We start from the raw sequence: 17,093 nt of genomic DNA, 5'->3' as shown, positions 1-17,093 counted from the left end.
TCGGTGGATGGGACAATTCCTTTTTAGAACATTTGCTCAGTTTGATTGAAAATTGAAGTGCGTAGGCCGTGGTGTCGTTAGGAACTCTCCTCGTCTGTTAATAATCCCTTAATCGAAAATCATTATACTGTGGACAAATTAACGACAGAGTGAATTATGACTAAAAGAGTAGCATTGGTTGATATTGATGGTTGTATTGTTCATGAGAATCAATTAAATCAGGCCCTTGTTGAACAACTGCGTGAGTATGATGAAATCATTCTCTTCACTCAACGCAGTATTTTCCTGCAACGCGGACAGATTACGCGGAAATACCAGATGTCCGGGGTTAATAAGGATGAACTCGTCAATACACCGGATGTGGTGAAGGCACTAGGTGCTGCACTGGGTAAACCAATCAGAGTCTCCACCTCCATTGACCCCTATTATGAGGCTGGTGAGCCGACCCGATACTACGAAGATGTACTGAGTGGGTTTGAAGAACAGTTAAAATCGGGCGTAAGCCAAGTGAAGCAAGGAGACCCCTATATGGTGCCGACTTCCTTGGTGAAGCAATACGATGATGAAATCGCATTGGTTTGGAAGAAGGTTGAAAAGAGTGCCTCCATGAAAGAGCATGATCCATCCTCATTTTACCCACAGGGCAAAGTGGAACAATTTGCACACCTGCGCGAAGCACTTCCGGCCATGCTGGATACGGATGACGTAGCAATCACTTATTTTGACGACAGCGTGGACAATCTCCTGGAAGTTGCTAAAGCGACGGCTGAAAAGCCCAGAGCACCCCAATGTTTGCTCGTTAGAGAGTCTTACATTTGCCCTATCGATAAATGGCAGGCAAATCACCCTAACCAAACCAAAATCAGCCATGAAATGCAAAGCCAACTGCAAGAAATGCCTTTATCGAAATTATGTGACTATGTGGTGCTTCGGGAAGGAGAGCGCCGTACGTCACAATATGGCGAATACAATAGCCGTGCGGCTCGATTCTTTGCTTTTGACTTCCGTTGCGCAACGACTAAATTAAGCGCGGCTAAAAAAGCTATAAAAATCTTACAGGGATATGATGATCCCCAATATTGCCTGAATGAAAATGAGCTTAAGGCATTAGAACAAGGCCGATTAAAAGACCGCATTGGTGATCAATTGGATTTCATTAAAGGATATTGTGACCGATTCTCTAAAGAAAAGCTGGCTATCATTCAGTAATTAATCACTTGAATTTCTTCGGCGCTACCAAGAGCCATTTGGTGGCGCCATATCAATTATCAATTAATTTGGCCTGATTAATGCATTCCTTGACAATCTGACAGCCCAAAACGGGCGTGGGGGATCGCATGATCATGAAAAAAGTGCTTGTGACAGGAGGCATGGGCTTTATCGGTAATCACTTAGTCCACCGCCTGCTTAAAACCGGGGTTGAAGTCATCATTCTGGATAAAAACATAGATAAACCTCGGTATTATGACGTGCAAAAGGCTAAGATTATCGAAGGCGATGTCTTATCAAAAGCCTTATTGCATGATCTTCTTAAAGAAGTCGATACCTGCTTTCATCTGGCGGCTTTAGCCTCGATTGCCTTGTGCGAACGGGATTGGCTTTACAGCCATGCCAACAATGCCCTGGCGTTTAATTTCCTGCTGGATGAAATCCGGGTCCTCGGCAAAGAGACCAAGCTTGTGTATGCTTCGTCGGCTGCGGTCTATGGCGATTGCCAGACACTTCCTCTGGATGAAAAGGTCTCAGTCCATCCAGTCTCCAATTACGGCTGTGACAAATTGTGTAACGAACTCTACGCCGGCATGATGTCGCAAATGGCGGGCATTCATGCCACTGGTTTGCGCTTTTTTAATGTTTACGGCCCGGGGCAACAGCCATCCAATCCTTACAGCGGCGTCATGAGCCAGTTCAAACAGGCGATTTTGACGCAACAAAACCTGATGATTTATGGCGATGGGTTGCAAACCCGTGATTTTATTTATGTGGATGATGTGGTCGACGCGTTGATTCTGGCTGCTGATATCGATTTTCCAGAGTCGACGGTGTTTAATATCTGTAGCGGCGAGGCCGTGACTATTGAATCCCTAGCCAGGCTAATGCTTAAATTAACCCATTATGATGGTGAAGTTGAATACCTGCCTGCTCGAGCCAGCGATCTGCTGCACTCCCTCGGTAAAACGGAGCTGGCACAAAAGCGACTGGGGTTTAAAGCGAAAACGAACATTGAGGATGGTTTAAAAAAATTTTTAAACGATTCCTGCTAAAAAGGATAAGAACATGGCGCAGGATAATAAAGGCTATCTCATTACCCGGCAATTAAGCTCTAAATCATTGCCTGACGGTATTATTGCCATTGAAAGCAGCAATCAACTCCCCTCTGAAGGGTGTTTGTTTGTCCTGATTGATTTTAATGAGGGGTATACACTCAATTTGATTCATGAGATCAGACAAAAGGGAAATTACCAGCTTTCGCCCATTTTCTATACAGGCACGCCGCCTGAACATGCTGATCAACTCCTGGATGGGGCTTTCACTGATGCCCTGTTTTCGCGGGCAAAAGCCATTCAGGATAAAATTGAGCTCGTGAAAGCTGTTCACAAGGAAAAAATTACCGATTTCGAGTTATTAATAACCAGTTACCTGTTCGTTAGGGAAGACTATATTCTGAGAGGATTTCTTGATTATCGCTCCCCGTCCGGGTTTCAATACCCTTTACTGGATATCCTGGGGTTTCATGAAGACGCACAGCACTATTGGTATATGCTGCAAGGCATGGAATCAAGGAAGCTTTTAAAGCATGAAACCTTGATTGATGAAATTCAAACCTGTCCGCACTGTCGATCCGGCTTGCTGAATTTTAAAAATTGTTGCCCCAATTGCCAGTCCGTCCATATTGCCGTGCAGTCATTTATTCATTGTTTTTCCTGCGGGAATGTCGGGCCTTTATCCGAGTTTTTGCATCATGAAGAATTAGTCTGCAGCCGCTGCCATGTAAAACTCAGGCATATCGGTATTGATTACGACAAACCCATGGAAGACAAAATTTGCCAGGACTGCCAGCATGCCTTCTTTGAAGCCGCCGTCAATGCCGTTTGCATGGTGTGTGAAAAACTTTCTGATCCCGGCGATTTGCAGGCGAAGCGTCTGTATGAATACCGGCTTGCCCGGCGCGGCGAGTCCCTCGCCAAAGGGATAGATCAGCATTTGATTGTTGAATTGGGCCAGTTTTTGAAACTCATCGATTTGAGTATTTTTATGATGGTTGTCAAATGGCAGACCATACTTGCCAGACGTTATGATCAATTAATTTATAGTCTGTTTGCCCTTAAGGTAACCAATGAGGAGGAGTTGGTTAACAAGCTTGGGATGTTCAAAACAGAAAAATTGCTGATGGAATTTTTTGAGCGGGTAAGAACGTTATTAAGAGACAGTGATTTGGTGACACGCGACAATAAAACCATCATTTTCTTTTTACCCATGACCCCGCAGCAGGGTTGCGATATTATTTACGAGCGTATTAAAGCATTTGCCGAGATCCAGTCAGAAAATAAAATTCACATCAATGTGGGCATCATGTCATCCTGGGATGTGATAAAAAATGACATCGGGTCGGATTTGTTGCTGGCGGAATTATATAACCGGATTAGCAATAATGACTGATTTTTTTTATGGACTCGCATACTACTTTACGAGTCTGTTTTCTATAGGGAATATCAAAAGTTTCCTGTTTATTTTTTTTCCGTTTGTCTTTTTGCTCGAATTGCCCTTTTATGTTTTGACCATCCTCTACAGCATTCGCGGCTGGATTAACCTGCATTTTAAAGGGGAATTTGCCCGAGGCTATTATCCGATTGTGACCATTGTCATTACCGCATACAACGAAACGTATGAAGAAATTTTAACTACCATGCAGGCGGTCGGTGAGCAAATCTATCCGGGTAAAATCGAAACGATGATCATTGTCGATAATGCGGTAAAAAACATTAAAACAGCACAATATGCCAAGCAATTGGCTCTGCAATATGGAAAACTGCCTAACCGTTTTTTTACCGTCATTGAACGGCAGACACGCGGCGGCCATGCCAGCTCTATGAATTTAGGCCTTAAACTAGCCAAGGGCGAAGTACTGATTATGCTCGATGCGGATACCTCGATTGACAATCAAACCGTTGCTAAAGCCGCCGCGCACTTTATCAACCCCAATGTCATTGCCGTTTCGGGGGCTGTTCGGGTAAGGAATTACAAAGACTCGATACTGACCCGGCTTCAAGCCATTGAATACATGATTGGTATTCAATTGGGTCGCTTCGGTTTAACCGAATTAAATGTCACAAACAATATTTCCGGCGCTTTTGGTGTTTTCCGTACTGGTTTTTTAAAGCAGATTGGCGGATGGTTGAATGGAACGGCTGAAGATTTGGATTTAACCCTGCGCCTGCATGTCTACGCCAGCCGCTACCCTCATCTAAAAATAGTTCATGAACCCTTTGCCATTGCCTGGACGGCAGCACCTGTTAAATTGAAAGCCCTGCTTAAACAACGTCTGCGCTGGGATGGGGATTTGTATTACATTTATGTGAGACGGCATTGGCGTAAATTCAGTCCTGCGCTCATGAACCGTATAAAAATGTTTTTCTTTAGCTGGTATGGTCTGTATTATCAATTGGTGCTGCCTTTCATTGTACTGCTTTACAGTATCCTGTTATTTCTGCAATATAGCCTGACAGTGGTTGTGGCGGTTAACATCCTGGTTTATTGTTATTATTTGCTAACTGGATTAATAATGTATGTGTTATTTTTACTGTTAGTCTCTGAACGGCCGCGGCAAGATGCCAAAATGATTGGTTGGGTGTTTTTAATGCCGATTTATCAGCAGTTTATGCGCTACATGGCAACCATTTTTATTTTGAATGAAATTATTTTTAAAGGACATAAAGATTCTTCAATGGCTCCCTGGTGGGTCATAAAAAGAACCAAATAGAAGCCAGGTGATATGGGAATTCACTTTCGTAAAAAAGCGCCGTCAGACACATTACCTATCCAGTATGGTGAGGGAGTCCGTACGCCCCCCAAGATGCGCTGGATTCTTCTGGTTCTTATTTTAAGCATCCCCCTGGTCATTTTGTTATATCAATTAATTAATGAATATGTCTTTATCCGTTTTTCAGGATTAATTGCTTACGACACCATCATCATTCGCGCACCGGATGAGGGTTACATTGAAAGCCTGAATGTGCAACCGGGACAAAAGGTTAGAAAAGGCGAGATGATTTTAAAATTCATTTCACCGGAAACACTCACCAAATTGAAGTATCTCGAGAAAGAAAAGGAACGCATCACCGATCTGATGAATTCATTGGGCGATCAAACGCCGCAAAATCTCGAGAATTTACTGGAGGTCGCTAAAAAAGACATCGATTCCAGCAAGGCCGTGTACGAGCGGTTTGTGAAGTACGTAAATAAAGGGGACATGGCCGAGTTGCAATTGGAAGAAGCCAGGAAAAACTGGGTTAACGCCCAGAGGAATTACGCGGCCCTGGAACAACAGATTCAGGAAGCCAAACTGCAATCAAAAACACTTCTCGAAGTGAATTACAAGCGCAAGATTTTAGAAATTGAAAGAAACATTGCTGAAGTGAAAGATAAAATCGCTCATTTTTCTATTGTTGCTCCACAGCCTGGCACCATCATGAGTATTTCTACCCACCAGGATGAGTATGTGTCTGCCGGTCAAAATTTAATGACCATCGTCACTGAGCGAAACATGCGCATCATTGCATTTATTGATCCGAAATATGCCGAGGAAGTGTATCAAAATAAACAAGTGACGATTACCTTCCCGGGGAATGAAAAGATAGAGGGACGCATCATCAATACACCGAGCTATGCGGAAAAAGTGCCCTTATCACAAATTAATCCCTTGGCTACCCGCGAAAATAAATTGATTGCTATTATTCGCCCGGACAAGGAGATACCACAAATTTATCAAGTCTTCGGTATACCCGTAACCATCGAATTAGAATAAAATAACCCACTTTGTTAATTTGTAAACAATTTCGGGTGGATTATGACCGTCTTATCGTTAAAAATGCTGGCTGCGGAAAAACTTCAAAGAAACAACCCTGAAAAATTATTGCTATTGCATGATAAAGAAATTGATCCTGCTGTTGAGCAGAAATACATTACGCCCAAGATCAACGAACTCGTCAGAATAGAACAATCGCGCTATGAGCGTGAAGTGCAGGAAAGAAAACAAATCGTTAAAGACAGAACTTCCCAGGTCGCGAGCAGCCGTTTTTTTCATAAAATGTCAGCTTGTACCAACATGACGCTCTACACGGGTCTTCACGTTGCAATGTATTATATTCTTGGCGCGGCGGAGGTTGAGCCGGATATCCGCATGCTGTGGCTGGCTTTAACGCCCGTCTCCACACTGGTTGGAGTAGCCACCGGTGTGTTTTGCGCTTATCCTTTTGCCCGCGGAATAGTGGAGTGTCTGACGCCGGGTGTTTCTTCTGAACGAATCATTGATCTTGAGCAAAGCATTAGACTACCACGGTAGTTGGGTCAGCTTGTATACTGACGCCCTCCCTGTCTCTAATAATATCAAGGGTAGATTGATCCAGCCGCATTAAGGTTGTTAATTCCATGAGAGCAGGGCAAGGGCTGCTATTCTGTCGTACCCTGCGCAGAGACAAGGAATAGGCTGTAACCTGCGACCTAATGCTATTGGATCTTTTTACTTTCTCATTTAATTTAAAGCAGTGTTTTTCTTTTTATGCTCAAATGATTCGAACATTGAAGCATTAACTTTCTGTTGTTTAGGGAAAAATTCGAAAGGATTATTTTGTTCGTTTAAGTGCCTCTCCGCTTCAGCAAGTTTTTCTTTTATTGGGCCTTCAAGTCGTTCAAAAAACCAGCTTGTTTCTTCCGTTCTTTCTTGTCTAATTTGTTTAAACGCGGAAACGGAGCTTTTATAATCCTGATTATTAAGATAATAACAACCTACAAAAAAATAATAAGCAGTTAAATAAGCAGGCAAACTAACTTTAGTAACATATTTTTCATCAATTTCAAGCATCAATTGCTTTGCTTTCTCTTGGTTCTTCATATAATTTGCATATAGCCAGAAGCGACTGAGCATAGAACCAAAGAGCATGTCTATGTTGGCTTGCCAATTCGTTTTGTCATCAAGTAAATTTAAAGTAATTTTTTCACTGTTAAGGAAGCATGCTTCGCTTAACGTAAAATCTTCCCTGGGCTTATAATTTCGATATTGGTAAGCTAACGCTTCAAAGTACTGTGCAGCAATTCTATCATTTTGGAAGGCTGTTTTTTTATCGCTAAAACCCTGTAATTGATTCATAATTCCAGCATGAATCAAATCACAAATATCAAAATTTCTCATACAGCTATAATAATTAAATAACTTCACTCTTAGCGTCAAAATAGATTGAGGAGGATGTGTTGCTTCATTTTCAAAATACCTGGCTATCTCAGGAAGAAGTACATTTTTGTTTATATGCCCAGTCATGGTCACATCATCTTGTGATAAATGTTTTTCGATAAATGTGTCAATTGGGATTAAATCCTTCATACCTATTTGTCCTTATTTGATAGTACATTAATGGTATACGAGCGGGTAGAACAACAACCTATTATGGTAAATGCCAATATAACAGAAATAAGAGAATTAAAAAGAAAAGCTTAAAGTAAATTGACTTTCGTCACAGGGTTATCGCTGAAAAATTATTGACGCTCATTAAGCAGGGAAAGAAGAGAACCACAAAGAATGATAATGACCCCGAGCATCTGTATCAGGCTTACCTGCTCTCCCAGGAGCAGGATGCCGAAGATCACCACAAACACCGGTTCAAGAACCGATAAAATAGAGGCCTGGGTGGAGCTAATCAGTTTCAAACCGTTTAGCAACAGGAGGATAGGCAAGGCCGTGCATAAAATCCCAATGCCAAAAATATTGGCCCATACCGACAGGGTGTCAGGAACAGTAAACGAATGATCCAGCAGGGCGGTTATCAGCGAAACAATCATACACCCCAGGCATAAAATCAACGTGGACGGCAGGGGGGAGACGCGGCTTTTTTTGCTGGCTAAAATATAAAAAGCATAGAGTAGGGCGGACAAGACACTTAAAAGAAGGCCCAGTGAATTAAAATGAAACTCTCCCCCCTGAACCAAAAACACCATGCCGCCAAAAATAATCAGCAATGAAACACAATAAATCAGACTAAAAGGGAGCTGATAGGCCAGCTTGTTCAAAAGCATAACCAGGGCGGGATAGGTGAAAAAAACAACCATGGCAAGCCCTGAACCAATGTATTTTGCCGCCATAAAGTACAGAATGGAGCAGGTGCCATAGAAGAAAATACCATGGCAAAGGATAGTCATAAAATCCCTGGCCGAAAATTGCAGCCGGTTCAATTGAGGAAGCATAATGAAGGCGATAAATATCAAGGCTACCGTGAATCGCCAGAATAGCATGGTGTAAATTGAAATGTGATCATGAATCACATTGATTCCAAAATAACCAATAAGCCCAAAAAATAATCCTGATAACAGGCAATAGAGAATGCCTTTTGATCGTGAAAACAAATAAAAACCCCAGGGCAAATCGTATTGTTGCCCAAATAATAATATGGCTTGGATTGCCAGTAAAATACCCGCCTCAATAAACAGCTATAATTGGCAAATGCCTAAGTCCAAGCGGGCATGAGTCTCGCGAATTTCTCTCATGGTGGAAGCTTCACAGAGGCGGAGACTTAAACCATGGTGACCCAATTGCATACGCGGTACGATACCAAAGGCTTTGTCGATGCGCAGCAAAATTAGATGGCAGGACGTTTTTGGGGGTAACGGCCGTTGATAAAACCCGCTGAACAGGTCAATCTCATCAAATTGGGCGGTGTCGCGAAGCAGGCGCAGGTATATACTGACCGTGGCATGCAGTGCACGCAGATGGCTTAGCCAGATGGCCAAATCGCGTTGTCTCTCGGCGGGATTGAATTCCAGCCAGAGAAGCAATTGAGGCGAGTACATTTCACAATCGTTGCTGTGGGCTGGCTGCGTCAGACGAATGGATTGCAGAAAAGGATTCTGATGAATACCTTCACCAAACAGGCCGGCAACATGAGTCAAGGATTGGATTTGGGTATAAAGATCATCATAGAGCTCACTCGCTACAATTGTATTGGACTTGTTAATGGCATGCTCTATTCGCATCAGTTCTTTTAGAAAACGGCTTTTCAGCTCTGGCTTTTCGATCAATTTAATGATTTCAATGATGTTTTTTAACGCGTAATGATGGATAACGGGATGAGTTTCCTGACAGGCCTGATCAATGGTTTGATAAAGGCATTCAAGGCGTAAGGCAATTTTCGGTAAAAAGTGGGTTGCCAGTTGAAAAGTGATCGTATCTTGAGGCATAAAAAAATGCTATCCTTAGCCAACGTTTAAACAGTTTTTTGTACCTGAAATATTAAAGGATAAAAACCTGTCTTTACAAGAGTTTTTAAAAATAATCAATACTTATTCTGTGGAATTCGCCTGCTGACTTGCAAGAAACAAGTACTGCTTGTGCAAATCGTTAATCGTTTGTTCAAATTCAGCAAGTGAGCCTTCATTGATGATTAAATCATCAGCAATGGCCCGCCTTGCTGTTTCATCGGGTTGAGCCGCCAGAATAGCCAGCGCTTCTTCCCGGCTATGCTGGTCTCGCGTCATCACTCGCTCAATTAAACGCTCCTTATCGCTTATAATGACCAGGATACGATCCAAATAGGGATAATGACTGCGATCGAGCAATAGCGGGATTTCAATCACGCAATAAGGGGCTTTAAATGCTGCAACTCGGGTTTCTATCTGTTGTCGGATTAAAGGATGCAGCAGGTTTTCGAGCCATAGCCGCTCATGGGGATGCTTAAAGATCAGTTGACGTAATTTCGCACGATTTAAGCTGTCCTCGTGAAGGATATCCTCACCAAAATGCTGCCGAATGACTTGAAGAGCCGGCTGCCCGGGAGCTGTGACTTCCCGGGCTACTTCATCAGCCATGATCACCGGTATACCCAACGCTTTAAATCGCCGGATAGCGCTCGATTTGCCGCTGGCAATGTTTCCTGTTAAACCGACGCAATACATCAGGGGCCCGCCGCATTGATGTTTCGACAGGTTATCATGTTAATGTAACAGGTCTCCGGGATACCGCTGTTATCCATGCAATAGGCTTTGGCGCCAAGGGCTGCGTCATCGCGGTGCGTATAGATATCGCTTACCCAGGGTGCGCCTGAAAAATCCAGTGCGGTGCATTGCCACATTGGACGGGTGGAGCGCCCGTCCACAAATGCTTCGCAATCAGCCTTGGATGTTTTGCAGGTTTCCGGGTATTCGCTTTGCTTCTTACAGGCATCATAGGCTTTGTTAATGGCGGTGATTGAGTAAACGCTCTGGGCTAACCATTCTTTGTTTGCCTGATCATGGGCTTTGCACAGCCAGAAATTGTCCCCTATCGGTGCCTGGGCGACGGATACGGTTGAAACGCAGAATAAAGCCAGGCTAATTGCCTGCCGAAAGAATCGCTTCATTTGCTTTCTCCTCAATGAAGGTAATGAGCTGCTCAATGGTCATGGCCTTGGCAAAATACCATCCCTGTATATAGTCTACACGATGACGCCGGAGATAATCATATTGTTCCATGGTTTCTACACCTTCAGCGATGATGGCTAAGTCCAGTGAATTAGCCATGTTAATGATGGCCTGGTTCAATGTTTCGGTGATTGCACCGGTACCAATGGCTTGAATAAACAGTTTATCAATTTTTAAGTAATTAAAGGGCAGGTGCTGCAGGTAATGGATACTGGCATGTCCGGTGCCGAAATCATCAATGGCCAGCGAATAGCCGCGCTTACGGAGTTCCTGCATGATGCGCATGCTGTCCTGGTCTTCCTTATTAAAAAGCTGCCGTTCAGTCAACTCCAGAATAATTTGTTGATTGTTGATGCCATATTGCTCGCAGAGTTGATAAAATGCCGGGAAAAAGCGTCTATCGAGAAAATGATTGACAGAGACATTGAACGCCAGATGAAAGTCCTTATTGCCGTCAAGGAGTGTTAAGCACTGCTGAAATGTTTTTTCTACCAGTTGCAGGGTAATAGGCACAATAAGACCTGATTCCTCGGCTTCTTCAATAAACAGATCGGGCATGATGGTTTGCTTGGCATCCATTTGCCAGCGAATCAGGACTTCAACACCACAAAACCGGTTATTCGCGACATCCACCACAGGTTGATACATCGGTTCAAAATGACCCTGTTTAAGCCCATTCTGCAAGGCATAATCCAGTGAAAAGCGGCGGTTTAAGGCCTTGCGCAGAAGATAGTAAATGAGAAGAGAAAGCAGAATAACTACGGTGGCAATGATTAATTCGGTATAAATAAAGTGCTTTTCATAAACTAAACGTTTCGTCGTAAACAGCAGTTGGTAATCATCCAGTGTCTGAGACGGGATACGCAGCATCACGCTTTTTTCGGGCGCAGGATCGGACTGTCGCTGAGTAAGTTGAAAAACCTCCTTTTTATGGTGGGTGTCATACAGGGCAATGGCTTTGAAATTGGTGGCTTCAAGAGGCCTTAACAAATTGTCAAAAATGCTTTTTAAAATATAAAGTGTGAAATGATACTGCCCAAGCTTCTGCTGCAACAGATAGGTGGGCTGATTATTACCGCCTGGATCAAAGGGTCCGTGCAAATGAGGCGCTGACGAAACAGGAAAAAATACAGGGGGGGGCAGGTTTAAGGTGGAGCAGGTTTTTTTTCCTTTTGGATCGGTAATGGCAATGGCGGAAACACTGGGATTATTAAACAACCAATCGGTGAGCACCGGCAATAATTGCGATTGACAATCATTAAAGTCATCATGGGTAAAATTTAAAGCAAAAGCGCCCTGAATCAAATTTTCCATGAATTCATCAAATTGAAATGCCCGTTCCTTGGCGATGAGCTCTATCTGATCCTGTCGGGATTCGCTGTAATGTCGCCACTCATAGAAAAGAGCGAGAAACAGGACAACAAGTGATAGCAATAGCCAGCTGATGATTAACGTGTGCTGCGCGCTTAACTGCTTGCTATGGATGTCGTTTATCATTGTTTTAGTTATTGTACACCCCATAAAGAGAGTTTAGAGTGATTTCCGCCAATTGCCTAATCGTTTTCTCATCCGCATTTAAGGGAGGCAGCCAATAAAGCGTATTGCCGAGAGGCCGTAACAGGGCGCCACGCTGACAGGCCTCCTGATAAAAACGAAAGCTGATTCGTTGACCCGGCAATGCCTCCATGTCGGCCGCGGCAATCGCCCCAAGGCTTCGCACACGGCTGAGTTTTCCGGTGGTTTCGGCAATCTCAAGCATCAATGAATGCATCAATTCGCCCAAAACACGAGCCTGTTCATTGATGCCTTCTGTTTCCATAACCTTGATTGTCGCCAGGGCCGCACTGACGGCTAAGGCATTACCGCTGTGGGTATGAGAATGGAGAAATGATTTGCCCTTGTCATACTCATCATAGAAAAGGGTGTAAATGGAATGGTCAATCGCCACACAGCTCAGAGGCAAAGCACCGGCGGTCAAGCCTTTGGACAGGCACACTAAATCCGGTTCGACGTCTGCCCATTGACAAGCCAGCCACTGGCCGGTTCGGCCCATGCCGGTCATGATTTCATCGGCAATAAAATATAGGCCGTTGTCTTTGGCCCAACGGGCCAGTTTGTTCAGGAAGTCGGCACTGTAACACAACATACCGCCTGCGCCCTGAACGAGCGGTTCGACAATGACTGCGCAGGCCTGATCTTTTATTGTTTCAAGTTGGGGCAAAATGGTTTGCCAGGCCTTTTCGCAGTCATGCCATAAAGGGTCAAGATTCCCCTGAACATAAGGGATATCCTGAATGAAATGGCATTGTACACCGTAACCTGCGTACGGTTTTTTATAAAGACCGAGATCGCTGACGCTGATGGTTGCCAGCGTTTCTCCATGGTAGGCATGGCTTAAGGCAATGAACTGCCGACGGTGAGTTTCACCCCTAATCTGCATGGCGTGCAAAGCCAGTTTCATGGCAATCTCAACGGCTGAGGAACCGTCACTGGCAAAAAACACATGCTGTTTATGGGTAATATCGGCTATTTTTTCACCAAACTCAGCCAGCAATGGGTGAGTAGTGTTGGCAGCGATCACCTGTTCAAAAGACTTTAACTGCTGCTTGATGGCCTCAACAATGGCGGGATGGCCATGACCTAAAGATTTGCACCACCAGCTTGAAATGCCGTCAATGAGGCGGCCCTGATCCGTATAAAGGTAGCTGCCTTTGGCTTCGTGAATCACCAGCGGGGGGTAGGTCTCAAAATCTTTCATCTGCATACAGGGATGCCAGATGTGGTTTAAATCCTTTGCGATAACCTGGGTTATGTTAACCATAATATAATTTTCGGTTGACAAGAAAATTCGCGACTTTATCATGGCGTCACTGAAATAAAAAGAGAACCCCTATGAACAAACCCAGTGCAGGATGGACAGTAAGTGACATTGCCGCCATTTATACTCAGCCGTTTAACGATTTATTGCATCAGGCTCATACCGTTCACCGCCTGCATCATTCCGCCAATAGCCTGCAATTGGCGACCTTACTGAGTATTAAAACGGGTGCCTGTCCCGAAGATTGCGGGTATTGTTCGCAAAGCGGGCATCATCAAACCCATGTGGAAAAAGAAAAACTCATGTCGGTTGAGCAGGTTCTTCTTAGCGCCCGGGAAGCGAAAGCGGGTGGTGCCACGCGCTTCTGCATGGGGGCCGCCTGGCGTTGTCCGCCGGATAAAGTCATGCCAGCGCTTAAGGACATGATTAAAGGCGTCAAAGACCTGGGGCTTGAAACCTGCATGACCCTCGGCATGTTGAATGGTGAGCAGGCGAAATGCCTTAAAGAAGCAGGCCTTGATTATTACAATCATAATATCGATACATCCCCATCCTACTATGACAAAGTGGTCACCACCCGTAAATTCAGTGATCGTCTGGATACGCTTGAACAAGTGAGGAAAGCCGGTATTCGCGTCTGTTGTGGCGGGATATTGGGTTTGGGTGAAACGCGCGAAGACAGGATTGAATTCCTGATGACGCTTGCCAACATGGAAACGCCCCCGGAAAGCGTGCCAATTAACCGCCTGATTCCGGTTGAAGGAACACCGCTTGCAAAATCCCGTCAGGTAGAAGGCATTGAGTTGGTAAGAACCATTGCGACGGCGCGCGTCATCATGCCTGAAAGCGTCATCCGCCTGACTGCAGGCCGTACTGAAATGAGCGATGAATTGCAGGCGCTTTGCTTTTTTGCCGGCGCCAATTCCGTTTTCATCGGCGATAAACTGCTGACGGAAGATAATCCGCAACGGGATAAAGACAGACAGCTGTTTGATAAACTAGGTCTGGATACACACGCTTGAGCCACTTTTCCACGCTGTTTGCAAAGACCATGCAAGGATTGCAGCAACGGGGCCTGCATCGTAGCCGCTCGGTATTGCAGGCCGACAGCAATCATCTGCATTTCTGCAGCAATGATTATTTGTCGTTAAGTAATGATGTACGGATTAAAAAAGCCTATCAACAAGGATTTGAACTTTATCCGGCCGGCAGCGGCGGCTCGGGCGTTATTTGCGGTTACCATCCCATTCATGCGGAATTTGAGCAAACGATGTCGGCGGCATTAAACACAGATGCGGCGGTAGTATTCAGTTCCGGCTATGCGGCTAATCTGGCTGTGGTTAGCCTGTTGTCGCATAGTGCCCTCCGCTTGCTAGTTGATAAAGCCATCCATGCGTCGTTTTACGATGGTATTAAACTGGCTCATGCCAGTTTTAGCCGCTATAAAGCGAATGACATGGATGATTTAAGGCGAAAGTTAGACCAAACCGAACAGGCAGTTGTGCTGACAGAAGGCCTTTTCAGCATGAGTGGTCAAGTCGCACCCCTGGGGGAAATCATCGATTTATGCGCGACTTATCAAGCCCCCTGTGTTGTTGATGAAGCGCATTCGTTTGGTGTGATGGGTGACCATGGTCTTGGCGCTGTCAACCATTTCTCCTTAACGCAGGAACAGGTACCGCTTCGGATTATTACCTTTGGCAAAGCGTTTGGCGGGCAGGGCGCATTGGTCGCGGGGTGCCGTGAATGGATAGAGGCCTTGTTGCAGTATGCGCGTTCCTACCTTTACTCCACGGCCATCAGTCCCGCGCTCACCTACGGGCTTTTAAAAACCTTCCATCTGATTTATGACGCGAATGACAGGCGACAGAAACTAGAGGCCCTTGTCCACTATTTTCGCGAAAAAATTAAGCAAAGCCCGCTGCGTTTTGCCGATTCGTCCTCAGCCATTCAACAATTGCAGCTAGGCTGTCCGCATGTTGCCCTGACCTATGCCCGGCACTTGAGCGAGCACCGCATTGTTTGTCAGGCTATACGCGAGCCGACCGTACCCCGTAAATACAGCGGCTTACGCATTGTGCTTAATTATCAGCATGAGCTGAACGATATTGACAGGCTATTTAACGAACTTCACACTATTTATGACACTGAGCATTCAAACTAGAGGAAAAGGCCCCGCCCTGGTGCTGTTGCATGGATGGGGATTTGACCACCGCGTTTTTGAACCATTAGCGGCAGCCTTGCTCTCGCATTTTACGGTCTATCTGATTGATTTGCCAGGGTTTGGCCGCACGCCATTAATGGATTGGGCTGCATTTAAAAAACAACTCCTTAAGGCCCTGCCTCGGCAATTTGCCGTGTCAGGTTGGAGTATGGGCGGTTTATATGCCATGCGGCTTGCTATCGAGGAGCCAGAGCGTGTGTCGCATTTAATGGTAACTGCTTCCTCACCGCGCTTCATTCGCTCAGCCCACTGGCCAGGAGTGGAAAAACAGGTGTTCGAAGGGTTCCTCAGTAATTTATCGCGTGATCCTGAGCAAACCATGAGGGATTTTGTGACGCTGCAAGCACGCCATCAGTCCCTAATGACACTGATTCCTGATAAAGTCTCGATTGAGGCCTTGCAACAAGGGCTAGAGATTTTAAAAGAGTGGGATTTACGTGATGCCCTGCTGGATTACAAAAAGCCTGCCTGTTTTGTGTTCGGACGCCTCGATGCCATCACGCCGCGTTTGACCATGGATGCGATGGTAGAAAAATACCCTGATTTTCACTATCGACTTTTCCAAAAAGCCGCGCACATGCCATTCCTGTCACATCAGGACGATTATTTGCAATTATTGTATGAGTTTCTCTTATGAAGGTATTTTTTATCACCGGCACCAATACCGATTGCGGTAAAACCTATGCCACCTGCCAATTGCTCGATGCTTATCGTCAACAGGGGCTTAAGGTTTTGGCATTAAAACCATTAGCGACAGGATGCCCTCAGGAAAATGGCCGCCTTTACAGCGAAGATGCCCGTCTGCTTAAGCAACATGGCGGCCATGATGATGACAATTGCCAGTGGCTGTTTGAGCCACCCGTTTCACCGCATATTGCTGCAGCGAGGGCTGGAACCGAGATTGATGCCCAGGCTATTTGGGACTACTGCATGACGAAAGCATCAGGCCAGCCTGATGTGCTTTTGATTGAAGGGGCAGGGGGCTTAATGGTCCCTGTCAATGCCAGGCAGACCTGGGTTGATTTCCTGGTGCTCAGCCAGATTCCCGTCATTCTAGTGGTCGGCATGCGTCTTGGGTGTATCAATCATGCCCTTCTAACGGCCTCGGTGTTAAAGGCCCATTCTATTCCTTGCGCGGGCTGGATTGCCAACTGCATCGATGAAACGATGCTCTGTCTGGATGAAAACCTTAAAACCTTGCGTGAGAAGATGCCCATGCCGTATTGGGGCCATATCCCGTTTAACGGACAATGGCTGGCCGAATAGATGGATTTCATCGCTTTAACCTCAGGGTATATAATCGGGATTGTGCGCATAAAGCATAAAAAGCGGAATGATTTGAGTAATAAATACGGTTGAGTACGTGTACACAGGGGTTTGACCGTTGTC

The 17,093-nt window shown here is 45.1% G+C and carries 17 protein-coding genes; 10 read left to right on the top strand and 7 right to left on the bottom strand.

The features are described 5' to 3' along the window. Window positions 1–156: 156 nt before the first annotated feature. From Lery_RS06305 to Lery_RS06280, 6 genes are all read left to right on the top strand, one after another. Window positions 157–1,209 (top strand): hypothetical protein, encoded by a 1,053-nt coding sequence (locus Lery_RS06305; RefSeq protein ID WP_131750957.1) that lies wholly within the window; start codon window positions 157–159, stop codon window positions 1,207–1,209. A gap of 134 nt (window positions 1,210–1,343) precedes the next feature. Then, on the top strand, window positions 1,344–2,264 hold the full coding sequence (locus Lery_RS06300; protein WP_058526404.1) for an NAD-dependent epimerase/dehydratase family protein: 921 nt from the start codon (window positions 1,344–1,346) through the stop codon (window positions 2,262–2,264). Between the two features lie 13 nt (window positions 2,265–2,277). Continuing rightward, the gene (locus tag Lery_RS06295; protein ID WP_058526403.1) at window positions 2,278–3,660 is read left to right on the top strand and encodes a TackOD1 domain-containing metal-binding protein; all 1,383 of its coding nucleotides are present in this window, start codon (window positions 2,278–2,280) and stop codon (window positions 3,658–3,660) included. After that, entirely contained in the window at window positions 3,653–4,981 is a 1,329-nt protein-coding gene (locus tag Lery_RS06290; protein ID WP_058526402.1) for a glycosyltransferase family 2 protein, read from the top strand. Before Lery_RS06295 ends, Lery_RS06290 begins: the two co-directional genes overlap by 8 nt. A gap of 12 nt (window positions 4,982–4,993) precedes the next feature. Next, entirely contained in the window at window positions 4,994–6,025 is a 1,032-nt protein-coding gene (locus Lery_RS06285; RefSeq protein WP_058526401.1) for an HlyD family secretion protein, read from the top strand. Window positions 6,026–6,067: 42 nt separating this feature from the next. Next, window positions 6,068–6,562 (top strand): hypothetical protein, encoded by a 495-nt coding sequence (locus Lery_RS06280; RefSeq protein ID WP_058526400.1) that lies wholly within the window; start codon window positions 6,068–6,070, stop codon window positions 6,560–6,562. A gap of 189 nt (window positions 6,563–6,751) precedes the next feature. On the opposite strand, the gene Lery_RS06275 is transcribed toward Lery_RS06280, so the two are convergent. The 7 genes from Lery_RS06275 to bioA all read right to left on the bottom strand — a co-directional run bounded on the left by Lery_RS06275 (window position 6,752) and on the right by bioA (window position 13,483). Then, a complete protein-coding gene (locus Lery_RS06275) occupies window positions 6,752–7,597 on the bottom strand; it encodes a hypothetical protein (protein ID WP_058526399.1) in 846 nt (281 codons plus the stop codon). 152 nt (window positions 7,598–7,749) lie between these two features. Next, window positions 7,750–8,613, bottom strand: a complete 864-nt coding sequence (locus tag Lery_RS06270; RefSeq protein ID WP_065230263.1) for a DMT family transporter — start codon at window positions 8,611–8,613, stop codon at window positions 7,750–7,752. Window positions 8,614–8,697: 84 nt separating this feature from the next. After that, the gene (gene zapD, locus Lery_RS06265; protein WP_058526397.1) at window positions 8,698–9,444 is read right to left on the bottom strand and encodes a cell division protein ZapD; all 747 of its coding nucleotides are present in this window, start codon (window positions 9,442–9,444) and stop codon (window positions 8,698–8,700) included. A 102-nt stretch (window positions 9,445–9,546) separates the two neighbouring features. After that, window positions 9,547–10,158, bottom strand: coding sequence for a dephospho-CoA kinase (gene coaE / locus Lery_RS06260; protein ID WP_237759160.1), 612 nt, complete (start codon window positions 10,156–10,158; stop codon window positions 9,547–9,549). Further along, window positions 10,158–10,601, bottom strand: coding sequence for a hypothetical protein (locus Lery_RS06255; protein WP_058526395.1), 444 nt, complete (start codon window positions 10,599–10,601; stop codon window positions 10,158–10,160). Before Lery_RS06255 ends, coaE begins: the two co-directional genes overlap by 1 nt. Next, window positions 10,573–12,159, bottom strand: coding sequence for an EAL domain-containing protein (locus Lery_RS06250; RefSeq protein ID WP_058526394.1), 1,587 nt, complete (start codon window positions 12,157–12,159; stop codon window positions 10,573–10,575). Before Lery_RS06250 ends, Lery_RS06255 begins: the two co-directional genes overlap by 29 nt. 4 nt (window positions 12,160–12,163) lie before the next feature. Further along, window positions 12,164–13,483, bottom strand: coding sequence for an adenosylmethionine--8-amino-7-oxononanoate transaminase (gene bioA / locus Lery_RS06245; protein WP_058526505.1), 1,320 nt, complete (start codon window positions 13,481–13,483; stop codon window positions 12,164–12,166). Between the two features lie 71 nt (window positions 13,484–13,554). Between bioA and bioB the strand changes: the two genes are divergently transcribed. The 4 genes from bioB to bioD are packed head-to-tail and all read left to right on the top strand — an operon-like array spanning window position 13,555 to window position 16,970. Next, window positions 13,555–14,502 carry a biotin synthase BioB gene (gene bioB, locus Lery_RS06240; RefSeq protein WP_058526393.1) on the top strand — a complete coding sequence of 316 codons (948 nt, stop codon included), beginning with the start codon at window positions 13,555–13,557 and terminating at the stop codon, window positions 14,500–14,502. Then, entirely contained in the window at window positions 14,499–15,644 is a 1,146-nt protein-coding gene (locus Lery_RS06235) for an aminotransferase class I/II-fold pyridoxal phosphate-dependent enzyme (RefSeq protein WP_337589162.1), read from the top strand. The genes bioB and Lery_RS06235 overlap by 4 nt, the downstream gene beginning before the upstream one ends. After that, window positions 15,622–16,341, top strand: a complete 720-nt coding sequence (locus Lery_RS06230; RefSeq protein ID WP_058526392.1) for an alpha/beta fold hydrolase — start codon at window positions 15,622–15,624, stop codon at window positions 16,339–16,341. Before Lery_RS06235 ends, Lery_RS06230 begins: the two co-directional genes overlap by 23 nt. Then, complete coding sequence (gene bioD / locus Lery_RS06225) at window positions 16,338–16,970, top strand: dethiobiotin synthase (RefSeq protein ID WP_058526391.1); 633 nt, start codon at window positions 16,338–16,340, stop codon at window positions 16,968–16,970. The genes Lery_RS06230 and bioD overlap by 4 nt, the downstream gene beginning before the upstream one ends. The last annotated feature ends 123 nt before the right edge of the window (window positions 16,971–17,093 follow it).

Origin of the sequence: Legionella erythra, from assembly GCF_001467615.1 — a bacterium.
Taxonomy (GTDB): domain Bacteria; phylum Pseudomonadota; class Gammaproteobacteria; order Legionellales; family Legionellaceae; genus Legionella_C; species Legionella_C erythra.
Note: the sequence above shows the minus strand (reverse complement) of the source record. Positions and strands in the feature narration are given on the sequence as shown.